Raw genomic sequence first — 11,123 nt, forward strand, 5'->3', positions numbered from 1 at the left:
TTAAACGTTAAAAAGTGACACTCACACCAACCGTATATGTTTTCAACATCGGATAAGACATTCCATTTCCCGCACCCTTACTCAGCTCCGGATCTCCGCCTTCAATTACTTCGGGATCCAGCGTTCTCATAATGCGGTACATCGGCGACCATGTCCACAGGTTTTGTCCGGTGAAATAGATACGTGCCTGCTGTATCTTCGCTTTCGAGATCCATTCCTTTGGCAGGTTATATCCCACCGTCAGGTTTTTCAGGCGCACATAAGCCACGTTCTGTACATATTTCTGTTGTTTCACCGTTAACTCCGCATTTGCATTCAGTGCGGTATAGCCACGGAAGCGGGGGAAATAGGCATCCGGATTTTCTTCTGACCAGCGATTATCCAGAATTTCTGCAGGCATCCAGCTGTAAGGACGATTGTACTGGCCCCAGAAAAGGGATGCATCTGTACCCGGCCACCAGTCTCTTTTTCCTACTCCCTGGAAGAACACATTGATAAAGAAATTATTCCAGCTGGCGGCACCTGTTACGCCAAAAGCATAACGTGGCTCGGAGTTACCCACTACCTGCTGATCGCCCGGATCACCCAAAGTACCTTTACCCTGATCTATTTTCCCGTTGCCATCGAGGTCTTTATAACGGATATCACCCGGTTTCAGGATGTTGGCATTGGATACCCTTATAAAAGACTGATCTACTTTATGGTTTTTAATGGCTGCCTCATTTTCGAAATAACCATCGTTCACAAATCCCCAGAAATCACCTACCCGCATTCCTTCATAGTAGGTATTAATAAGTCCGCTGGGGTTATTGAAACGGGTGATATAAGATACATTGTCAGATAATACCACCCCAACAGAATAGTTAAAAGGCTTGCCATCTGCCTGGAAGGCATCGCTCCAGTTGACAGATAGCTCCCATCCTTTTGTTTTCAGATCGGCATAGTTGCCTTTGGGTACACTGTCGCCAAATACAGCAGGTAAGGGTTGGCCAACGGTAAACATATTAGTGGTATACCGGGTGTATTTATCAAAGTTTACTTTCAGCCGGTTGCTGAGGAAAGCAGCATCCACGCCCACATTCACGGTAGTAGATTTTTCCCAGGTCAGACCATCCGGAATGACATTGGGTTTCTGGGTATAATCCGGTAAGATACCGCCGATCACCATCCCCATTTTCTTTACCGCCATTTTCTCCAGGAACTGATAAGGATCTACGTTACCATTGCCCAGGGAACCATAGGAGGCGCGGATTTTAAAATCGGAAACAGCTGCCGGAGAAATGTGCCAGAATTTTTCTTTAGATACACGCCAGCCGGCAGATGCAGATGGGAAGAAGCCATACTGCTGCGTACGCGGGAACTTGGAAGAACCATCATAACGACCGTTTACTTCCAGCAGGTATCTTTCATCATAGTTATAATTCAAACGGAAAAATCCACCGAGTGTACGCCACTCATAACCGCCACCCGTCAGGCGATAATCCAGTCCGTTCATCAGGGAGAAGTCCGGCAAATCGGTATTGATAATGCCATCCCGCTGGAAATAACGGGATTTGTATAACGTATTTTCATAGTTATACCCCATCAATATTTTAAAATAATGTTTCGCGAAGCGTTGTTCAAAATCCGCGTACAGGTTCATACCGGTGTAATTGGTGCGGCCCTGGTCTTCATTCATTTTGCTTTCCCCGCGGGTCAGTATTACACCCGGCGCTTTGCTGTAAGGCACCGGTGTATATAAACGGGTTTCCACACCGGAGGTATGTGCATAGGTAAAGTCGCCGTTTATATGCAGCCTGTTGTCCAGAAAGCTGGTCGTAAAGCGGGAAGTATTACGCAACATTAACTGCGTCTGATCGGAATAGTTATTACCGCTGATAAAGCTGCCGAAAACAATCGACGCATTTTCCGTTAAAGTACCATCCGGATTTTTCAGCATCGCTACCGGGAACGCCTCATCGGAGATTCTTCTCCACACAGGGGTATTACCGGGATGATTGAGGATAGGATAAAAATAAGTACGTTGGGAGAAATCAAAGTTATTTTCCACACGGAGCCAGGAGAATGGTTTCACTGCTCCTTTTGCCCGCACATTGTACATTTTGAATTTATCCGGATTATAACGGAAGATACCATTCTGCGACATATATCTGCCGGAGAGATAATATTCAGATTTTGCACTACCACCGGAAACGGATAATGTTTGTTCCGTAGCCGGATTATTATCTGCATATAATTCTTTAAACCAGTCGGTACTGCCATAATATATATAATTACCCGTAGCAGGATCCACAACGGTTTGCGGCAAAGAAGGATCTTCGTTCCTACGTTTCAGTTCATCCAGGTAATCCAGTGAAAACGGGAATACACTGTTGGCTTTCTGCGGATGTGATTTATAATCATTCCAGGCGTAAAATGCTTCATCAAAATTTTTCGCCCACTCATATCCGTTGGTGATAAGATTAGGCCGTATGGTACGGTCATTCAGCGAATAGTTGCCGGAATAGGTCAGCTGGGTTCTGTCTTTAGCCGGGTGCTTGGTCGTAATCAATACCACGCCGAAACTGCCCCGTGCGCCATAGATTGCCGCAGAAGCCGCATCTTTCAGCACCGATACACTTTCAATATCATTCGGATTCAGCAAATCGGGATCGCCGGGAACCCCATCAATCAATACCAGTGCGCTTCCGCCGGCACCGATAGAAGTCGTTCCCCTTACGTTGTAAGTAGCGCCCCGTATTGGTTTTCCATCGGTAATACGAATATTCAGATTGGGTAAAGCTCCTTGTAACCCTTTGGTAGCACTCGTCATAGGGCGGTTTTCAAATACTTCTTTCCCTACCTGGTCCACAGCACCGGTGAGGTTCAGTTTCTTTTGGGTGCCATAACCTACTACCACCACTTCACCCAGCGCAGCCGAAGATTCTTTTAACACCACATAAATAGAGTGTTCTTTCTGCGGGTCCAGATGTGTTTTAGTGATGTGCTGCGTAACGTATCCTACATATACAATACTAAATACAAACGGGCCTTGTTGCTGACTATCATCAAAAATAAATACGCCTTGTTCGTTGGTCACGGCATAACGCTTAAGGCTATCCGGACCACTTTTCAACTGTACAGAAGCGCCGGGTATCGGGCGTCCTTTTTCATCTTCGATCAGGCCTTTTATCCAGGCTTTTTTCTGGGCATGCGCCGGCAACCAGTTACTACAAATCAGCAGCAGCATGCAGATCAATTTACAACAGGATATCCCGGTTGTTTTTTTAGCAGCCAGTTGGTTCATCAGGGGCAAAGCTCCGCCCGTCACTACCTGGTAGCGATGTCTCATAGTACGCAAATATTTAGTTAGTGATTTTTTTCTATACGATAACCCGTATGTGTTGTTACAATTTTCAAATCATGTAGCATGGCAATCCGATGCAGTACCTGTGCCAGTGAATCCGTATCCCGTATCACACCGGAGAAAGCAATATCCCGGAAGGCATCGTGTTGTACGTGAATATTTACCTGATATCCTTTGGCGATAGTATCCAGTACATTGGCCAGCGGCGTTTGATCAAACATTGCCGTGAAGCCACTCCGCGAGCCATAGGAAATAACCGGCGCCATTACAGCCGGCCGGGCCGGTGTAGCTGGTTGCAGTCGGGTAATACCGGTGTGCACATCGCATAACAACTGTTGTCCCGGCCGGAGATACATTGTTTGTGCGGTTGTTTTCACCATTACCTTTCCGGTGTGCAGGGTTACCTTTACTTCCTTTTCCATGCCTGCGATGGTAAAGGAAGTACCCAGTGCGGTAGTAGCTACCTGCTCACTGATCACAGTAAAGGGCGCCGTCGCACTTTTAGCCACGTTGAAAAAACCTTTTCCGTGTAGCAGTATTGTACGATCGCGGGCGCCGAAAGGAGCTGCAAAACGAATAGTTGCATCTTTATATAAAGTAACCAGCGAGCCATCCGGCAGGTTGATTTCTCTTGTATTGCCTGTGGTATTACGGATGACCATACTATCCGGGTGAACCGCTTTTTGTATAACCAGTGTTTTTCGTGTATCCGTATGCGGTGCACGCATGATCCACCAGGTACCGGCCAGCAGTAATACAGCGGCAGCGGCGGCCCAACGCAACTGAAATACTTTTTTCCGGCTGATGCCCGCATTTATTTTTGCATATACCGCCTCCACTTCTTCCGGTGTCCAGGGAGCTTCCGGCAATAATCCTTCCCGGTTATACCAACGGTCATATTCTTCCTGTTCTGCACTGGTAGCCGTTCCATTCAGGTATTTTTCCAATAAGTATTGCAGCCGGGCTGGTGTCATGAATCAGGTGTTTGCTATTAATATCACTTCAACACGTATTTCCCCCCAGTCCTTTTTTAAAAAAAAGCGGCAATTAATATTAAGTTAACATTACGCAGGTGTTTACCATAAGATAACATGGAAACTTTGCCATAGCCAATATCTTTACAGGCAAATTCTATTCTTATCTGCACAACCGGTAACCATACATGCGATAGCCTGTGGCAGCAGGCCCAACAAGGTGACACAACAGCGTTTGAGTTACTGTACAAAGCCACTGTGCCTTTACTCAGCAAGCAGGCTTACCGCATTCTCCAGGATCAGGAACAAACCAAAGATGTGATCCAGGATGTTTTTATCAGTTTATTTCTCAAGCGAAAAACGTTGCCGGCAAATACCAACATTACCGGCTACCTGAGTAATGCCGTGAAATATAAAGTATCGAATATTCTGCGGAACAAACTGGTGCAGGAAGGACATCACCAGGAATTATTAAAACAGGCCCACCAGCGGGAAGCGACGCCCCCACAGACACTTGAACAGCATGAATTAAAAAAGCAGATTGCCCATAGCATCAATACCTTGCCGCAGAAATGCCGCGAAGTATTTATGCTGAATTACTATGGGAATCTGCCTTATAAAGATATCGCACAAGAGATGGGTATCTCTGTAAAAACAGTAGAAAAACACATGAGCAAAGCGCTCCAGGTATTACGTAAAGAATTAAAAGAAACCTATTATCCGGGTGTATTCTTACTGCTAATGAGTATGCACCACCACCTGTAATAGCTTAATGCACTATCTGCAGTTTCTCTCCCTGTAAAGAAGACAGATTTACTTCAAAAGAAATTTTATGGGCACCTACCTGGGTAAAATGCTGTTTTCCGATTACGAAGTTGTAACCGTAATACAAGCGTAATAAACCATATGCCAGGGCGATACCTGCCTTAGGGGTAAGCAGGTAATCGCACTCCCGGAAATTGGTAGGTACAGAAAAATCCATCCCGAAGCCCGGGTAAAAAGACTTTCCCCCGAACACGGGCATTATTGCCGCATCCATACTTAACTTAGGCGCAACCAGGAAATATTTGCTGATAATAGCTTCGGTGCCGGCCGATATATCGTAATAACGGCCTTTGTGACGGCTGGGGGTATAACTGTATGCTAACCAACCTACATCGATATATGCACTTTTCTGCACACCTGCCCCATACCGGTTAAATGATTGAAATCCTTTACCATGTTGGGCTTTCACCGGGTAATTTCCAAACAGTCCTGCAATAAATAATAATCCGGCATATAACTTACAACGTGTATTCATTACCGTTAAAGTTACAAAACAACGGGAATAAATATGACAACCAGGAGCTGCAGTACCAGGCGGAATCGCGTGTACATTCCCTAGACTACCTGTTTACGCAGGTTCATCAGCGCATATCTAACCCTGCCTAATGCCGTATTAATACTAATGCCCACCGTTTGTGCTATTTCTTTATAACTGAGGTCTGCATAATAACGTAGAATCAATGCCTCCCGTTGCAATTTCGGTAGCTGGTTGAGCATCTCCCCTATTTCCTGGTTGATTTCCTGGGTGATAAGATGATGTTCCGCACTATGTTCCATGTGCGCCATGCTGTCTCCGATTTCATCATGGTATTCCACCACTACTTTAGACCAGCTGTTTACTTTCCTGAAATGGCTGATGCAGCAGTTGTGCGCAATGCGTACCGCCCAGGCGAGGAAACGGCTGTTATCTGTATACTGGCCGGATTGCAGGGCATTTACGATTTTAATAAATACCTCCTGAAATATATCCTCTGCCAGCGCACGGTCTCTCACAAGCAAAACAATGGTTGTAAAGAGCCTGCTTTTATGGCGATGCACCAGGGTCGTAAAAGCCAGGTTATTACCTGCTATATATGAGTGGATCAGTTCCTGATCCGTGAGATCACTATACTTGTTCATAAACTATAAAAAAAGATTTTAAGCAATGAAGGTTTAGATAAGGGGCCACCCTGGAGAAGGCAGCCCTGCATTTCTATGCTGGTGGCTTTGAGTAAAGCCTCATTTATCAATCGTTCAAACCGAGATACTTTTTAACCTGCGTATAGTCTGTCCAGTTAATACTACTGCGTGCAGCAGCAGTACCTGGCACTATTACATAGCGGTACTGGAATCTTTTCCCATCTGCCGTATTAACGGTACCAACCGGATCTGTTGCTACCAGGGCTATCAGCTGGGTAGTAGCTACAAAACGGATCAACGTACCATATTCATCTGTATAAGGCAGCACCACTACACGGGGAGTGGCGGCAGTGCCCAGGTTGATGTATACATTTACTACAGACTTCCCTAACAATGCCGCTGTAATTTTAGGCGCCTGAATACCGGCTATATAGCTGATGGTATCTTTGTCGCCATTGGGTCTTGTCAATACTTCCCCTACGCCATATTGTACATCCAGCCAATCAGAATAAATAATATTGGAAGTACCGGGTGCGCCGGAATCTCCTTTAGGTCCGGTTGTACCGGGAATCCCGGCAGGTCCTGCAGGACCTTGTGAACCAGCGGGACCCTGGTCGCCTTTTTTAGAACAGGCAGCAAAAAATAATACTACAGCGAGCATGCATACGTGCGGCAAAAAGCGCGTGATCTGTTTCATAATGACAGCTTAGATTTTAGTGTTTTTTTTATTTATGACAATTGAATACGTAACGGCCTACCATACATTACGGGGGCAGGTATCTCCAAATTTATTGCCCAGCAGGAACCCTATCATGATCTCATGTGATCCCTTCGTGACGGTATTCAGGGATGATGTGGTATAATCATAGGAGTACCCGATATTAATCATGGAGTTGATATTTACTCCAAACATGCCTGCTATTCCATCATTCAGCCGATAGGACGCTCCTACCCAGAAGCGGTCGCGGTACATCATTTTGGCGTTTACATCCACACTCAGCGGTTTGGCTGTAATAAACTTCAACATCACAGAAGGCATCACATTCAGGTCATCGTTTATCCATAACCGATAGCCCGTTGTAAAAAAGATATGCGGGATCAGTTTTCCTTTCAGTACAGAATCGCCGATCACCTTACCATTATCAAAACCGATCTTTTGCGGGATGATATTCTGCGCAGATAATCCGGCAAAATAGTCTGCACCATACAGCCACAGACCTGCATTTACTTCCGGCCGCCATTTGTTGAGGACACCACCGGAACTACCCAGTACCGGATCTGCCGGATCAAAAAACTCCACCTTACTGGCATCCAGGCTAATCTGTTGCATACCTACTGAAATACCGGCACTGATACTGGTAGTGGGCGAAAGATTAATATGATGTGCATAGGCGCCTGTTATCGAAAAGCGGTTCAGCGGGCCCGTTCTGTCGTTTAAAACAGTAAGGCCTACTCCCGGATGTGGCGGCGGCGTGGTATAATCCCGCCAGTAGGCTTTGCCGCGGGGGTTTTCTCCCTGTGGATCAAATCCGGTTGGCGAGGCAGCAGCATACTCAGATTTCCGTAACGGGCCATGCAGGGTCAGGTAAGTAGTTACCGGCGCTCCTTTCATACCCACCCACTGATGTCTGTGGCTCAAACGCAGGTCCCAGTAGTTTTCAATCCCCGCCACAGCAGGATTGATAATAAAAGGATTCATAATATACTGCGTATAATGTGGCTGCTGCTGCGCATGGGTCCAAAGTGCCATTAGCACCACCCATCCTGTAAGCACAATTTTTTTCATGACTCAGAAATTTTGGATGAAAGCCTCTTACTGGCTATTTTTTCAGCACCGTGAAAGCGGTTCTTCTGTTCTGCTGTCTGCCCTCCGGGTTATCGCTGCCATCCGGCAATGTATTCGGCGCTACCGGTTGTGAAGCACCATACCCTTTATAGGTCAGCCTGGAAACAGCAATACCTTTTTCCACGAGATAGTCAACACAGCTTTTAGCACGTGCTTCGGAAAGACGTTGGTTCAGCTTTTTGGAGCCTTTGCTATCGGTGTGCGCACTCAGTTCTATTTCCATTTCCGGATGTTCATTCAGCAGCCGTACCAGTTTATCCAATGAAACAAAAGAAGCTGGCAGCAACGTTGCCTCGTTGAAATCGTAATACACGTTCTCCAGTATTTCCGGAGACGCCGGTGTTACAATCTTCGTCAGGCACAATACAGGAGCTGTCAGGCCAGCTGCGTCTTCATCGGCCGGTACTGCGATTTGCTGGGTACCAGGCGTGTAGCCGGTGGCATTGGCTTCTGCTTTCAGCGGCAAAAATTCGTCTACGGTAAATGCGTAGCTACCGTCGGCGCCCGTCATATGCGTATAGATCACCTGGTTACTAACAGTATTCACTACACGTACTTCTGCACCTACTACCGGGGTATTGTCGTCGCAGGCGACTACCGTACCACTCAGCTGTTTCGCCAGCCGGTTTTTATGTACATAAAACAGCTCCAGGCAACATTCTGCAGCGCGGTCTGTTCCCAGCAATACTTCGTCGAGGATATTTTTGTTATTGCTTCTGCTGGCAAAGTAGATATCATCTTTAATGGAGTTCACCGGATATCCCATGTTCACGGGTTCCTTCCAGCTACCGATACGGCCTTTGCTGGCAAAGAAATCATAGCCTCCCATACCGGTGCGGCTATCTGCCGAAAATACCAGCGTATTGGTTGCTTCGTGATAAAAAGGCGACTGCTCATTGCCGGCAGTATTGATTACCTCACCCAGATTGGTGGTTTCCAAGGGTTTACCTGTTTCATCGATTACCGCAGACCACAGGTCAAAACCACCGTGGCCACCGGGCTTATCGCTGCTGTACAGGAGATGTTTACCATCGGGCAATACAAAAGGCTGCTGCGTATTGCTGCCGGCTGTATTTACCAGGCTATCGAGCAATACGGGTTTGCTCCAGCCATCTCCGTTTTTATGTGCCACATACAGGGCGGATGTTTTTTTACCATGATCGATATGCCAGCGGGTGAGGAACAACAGTTCTCCGTTGGGCGACAGGCTCACTGCTCCCTGATGCAGGGAGGCAGGTTGGTCCAGGTCAAATGGTTTAATGTTGTTAGCCTGTCCGTTGGCATAATCAGCCGTATATAGCCGGTTCACATAGGTATGATTTTTTGAGGCTGCATTATCCGGTCTGGTGGAAGTAAAGATCAACGCACCATTCGGATTCCACACCGGCGCATAGCTGGCGCCGGTAGTATTCAATGCTGCCGGCGCTTTACGCACATCATACAGTGCCAGATCTTTCCGGCCCAGCTGTGTGGTGATAAAACGCAGGTTTTCCAACTCCCTGCCAGCAGCAGTTTTGAATAAATCATTCTCCGGATACCGATCCAGGAACTGCTGAAAAGCTTTGGTTGCTTCCTCATATTTTGCCAAAGCTCTTAAAGACACAGCATAATAATAACCTGCCAGTGGAAAGCTGCCTTTATCTGATGCGATCACCGTTTCATAATTCGGCGCTGCTTTCTGATAGTTATGCAGATTCCGGTAGCTCTCCGCCAGCTTATATACGGCCTGTTGTTCACTGCTCACTGCTACCACTTTTGTTTTGGCGCCGGAGGTAGCTGCATAGGGTTTATAGGAATCCGTTTTCACGGTTTTATTCCGCGACCCCAGGTACTTTTCATAATACTGTATGGCAGAATTGTAATCCTGGTTTTTATAGTACTGATCTGCCGCTTTCAGGTAGTTGTAGGTATACTGCGCATAAGACATCATACCTGATAACAACACGGCTGCGGTAAAGCATATTTTTTTCATGAGATAGCTGTTGCGTTAAAATTTGGTTACAAACGAGGACAAACAAATTCCACTTCCGGTGTTCTTACCTTCCTGCGGCCGATGAATGTCAGGGATACTTCAAAGCTGTTGGAGCCACGCGCCATTTTGCTGAGCTCGGAGGTATTGATATCGTAGCTCACACCCAGCATCATGGTTTTATAAATGAAACCGGCATGCGTGGTAATCGCATCTTTATACCGGTAGTTCACACCCAGCAGAAAATCAGTGGCATTGGCAGCATTGAGCTGGCCATAGGCGCCGATCATTTTTTCCTGTGCAGGGCCTTGTATCATATACAGGAAGTTGGGAGTAATACTCAGTTTATCCGACAACGTTAGTTTTACGCCGCCATGAATATTAAAACGCATCGGGAAACGGGCATCCCCTTTGGCGCTGAACTGATCCTGTGGCCGGGTCAGGTGCATCACGGAAAAACCACCATAGATATTATAGTTTTTACCAGGGGTAGCATCGTAGTACAAAGCACCGGCGCCGGCATCAAAAGAGATGGCAGAAGTACGTGTCAGGATATCTGTTACCGGAGTGCCGGGGTTATAGCCCGTCACCGGGTTCCATTGCTCACCGAAGGTGAGCTTGGAAGGATCGAACCGGCGCTGAATAAATCCCAGTTGTAAGCCAAACGTTAACCGGTGATAATGGGCTGCGTCCAGCTTTACGCCGGTATAGGCCGCACTGGCATAACCAGTCGTATAGTTATAGCCTCCATCGCCGGCAGCCTGATTCAATACGCTGGCGCCGAAATTGATATTTTTCTGGGTGGGTATTTCTGCTGCCACACCATATGTCTTAAACGGGCTGATATTTCCCCACTGGGTGCGATAAATGGCTGCTACCCGGTAATCTCCGTCGAAGGCGCCGGTAAGGGCAGGGTTTAACCAGGACGGATATACGTAATACTGCGAAAAGTGAGGGTCTGCCTGTGCCATGAGCCGTTTACCCGCCAGCGTTATGGCCACTAATATGAATAATGATACAATGAAAGTTCTCATGTACGTTCCG

The 11,123-nt window shown here is 46.8% G+C and carries 9 protein-coding genes; 1 reads left to right on the plus strand and 8 read right to left on the minus strand.

Features of this window, described 5'->3' with window-relative positions; translation table 11 throughout:
• Positions 1–7: 7 nt before the first annotated feature.
• Together OL444_RS29360 and OL444_RS29365 are read right to left on the minus strand one after the other, a co-directional pair.
• On the minus strand, positions 8–3,331 hold the full coding sequence (locus tag OL444_RS29360) for a SusC/RagA family TonB-linked outer membrane protein (RefSeq protein WP_264727361.1): 3,324 nt from the start codon (positions 3,329–3,331) through the stop codon (positions 8–10).
• 17 nt (positions 3,332–3,348) lie between these two features.
• Positions 3,349–4,320 carry a FecR family protein gene (locus tag OL444_RS29365; RefSeq protein WP_264727359.1) on the minus strand — a complete coding sequence of 324 codons (972 nt, stop codon included), beginning with the start codon at positions 4,318–4,320 and terminating at the stop codon, positions 3,349–3,351.
• Between the two features lie 198 nt (positions 4,321–4,518).
• Here OL444_RS29365 and OL444_RS29370 point away from each other — a divergent pair, with 198 nt between their 5' ends.
• Positions 4,519–5,085 (plus strand): RNA polymerase sigma factor, encoded by a 567-nt coding sequence (locus OL444_RS29370; protein WP_264731725.1) that lies wholly within the window; start codon positions 4,519–4,521, stop codon positions 5,083–5,085.
• Between the two features lie 4 nt (positions 5,086–5,089).
• Here OL444_RS29370 and OL444_RS29375 read toward each other — a convergent pair whose 3' ends face one another.
• From OL444_RS29375 to OL444_RS29400, 6 genes are all read right to left on the minus strand, one after another.
• Positions 5,090–5,620, minus strand: coding sequence for a hypothetical protein (locus OL444_RS29375; RefSeq protein ID WP_264727357.1), 531 nt, complete (start codon positions 5,618–5,620; stop codon positions 5,090–5,092).
• A gap of 80 nt (positions 5,621–5,700) precedes the next feature.
• Positions 5,701–6,264 (minus strand): RNA polymerase sigma factor, encoded by a 564-nt coding sequence (locus OL444_RS29380; protein ID WP_264727355.1) that lies wholly within the window; start codon positions 6,262–6,264, stop codon positions 5,701–5,703.
• Positions 6,265–6,370: 106 nt separating this feature from the next.
• Positions 6,371–6,961, minus strand: a complete 591-nt coding sequence (locus tag OL444_RS29385) for a collagen-like triple helix repeat-containing protein (RefSeq protein ID WP_264727353.1) — start codon at positions 6,959–6,961, stop codon at positions 6,371–6,373.
• Positions 6,962–7,018: 57 nt separating this feature from the next.
• Positions 7,019–8,050 (minus strand): PorP/SprF family type IX secretion system membrane protein, encoded by a 1,032-nt coding sequence (locus tag OL444_RS29390; RefSeq protein ID WP_264727351.1) that lies wholly within the window; start codon positions 8,048–8,050, stop codon positions 7,019–7,021.
• Between the two features lie 34 nt (positions 8,051–8,084).
• A complete protein-coding gene (locus OL444_RS29395; RefSeq protein ID WP_264727349.1) occupies positions 8,085–10,082 on the minus strand; it encodes an OmpA family protein in 1,998 nt (665 codons plus the stop codon).
• Between the two features lie 26 nt (positions 10,083–10,108).
• Positions 10,109–11,113, minus strand: a complete 1,005-nt coding sequence (locus OL444_RS29400) for a PorP/SprF family type IX secretion system membrane protein (RefSeq protein ID WP_264727347.1) — start codon at positions 11,111–11,113, stop codon at positions 10,109–10,111.
• Positions 11,114–11,123 lie beyond the last annotated feature (10 nt).

Source organism: Chitinophaga nivalis (genome assembly GCF_025989125.1).
GTDB lineage: Bacteria > Bacteroidota > Bacteroidia > Chitinophagales > Chitinophagaceae > Chitinophaga > Chitinophaga nivalis.

Excerpts from the sequence above, each read along its gene's own strand:
- OL444_RS29360 (WP_264727361.1), bottom strand. The coding sequence starts at position 3,331 with ATGAGACATCGCTACCAGGTAGTGACGGGCGGAGCTTTGCCCCTGATG.
- OL444_RS29365 (WP_264727359.1), bottom strand. The coding sequence starts at position 4,320 with ATGACACCAGCCCGGCTGCAATACTTATTGGAAAAATACCTGAATGGA.
- OL444_RS29375 (WP_264727357.1), bottom strand. The coding sequence starts at position 5,620 with ATGAATACACGTTGTAAGTTATATGCCGGATTATTATTTATTGCAGGA.
- OL444_RS29380 (WP_264727355.1), bottom strand. The coding sequence starts at position 6,264 with ATGAACAAGTATAGTGATCTCACGGATCAGGAACTGATCCACTCATAT.
- OL444_RS29385 (WP_264727353.1), bottom strand. The coding sequence starts at position 6,961 with ATGAAACAGATCACGCGCTTTTTGCCGCACGTATGCATGCTCGCTGTA.
- OL444_RS29390 (WP_264727351.1), bottom strand. The coding sequence starts at position 8,050 with ATGAAAAAAATTGTGCTTACAGGATGGGTGGTGCTAATGGCACTTTGG.
- OL444_RS29395 (WP_264727349.1), bottom strand. The coding sequence starts at position 10,082 with ATGAAAAAAATATGCTTTACCGCAGCCGTGTTGTTATCAGGTATGATG.
- OL444_RS29400 (WP_264727347.1), bottom strand. The coding sequence starts at position 11,113 with ATGAGAACTTTCATTGTATCATTATTCATATTAGTGGCCATAACGCTG.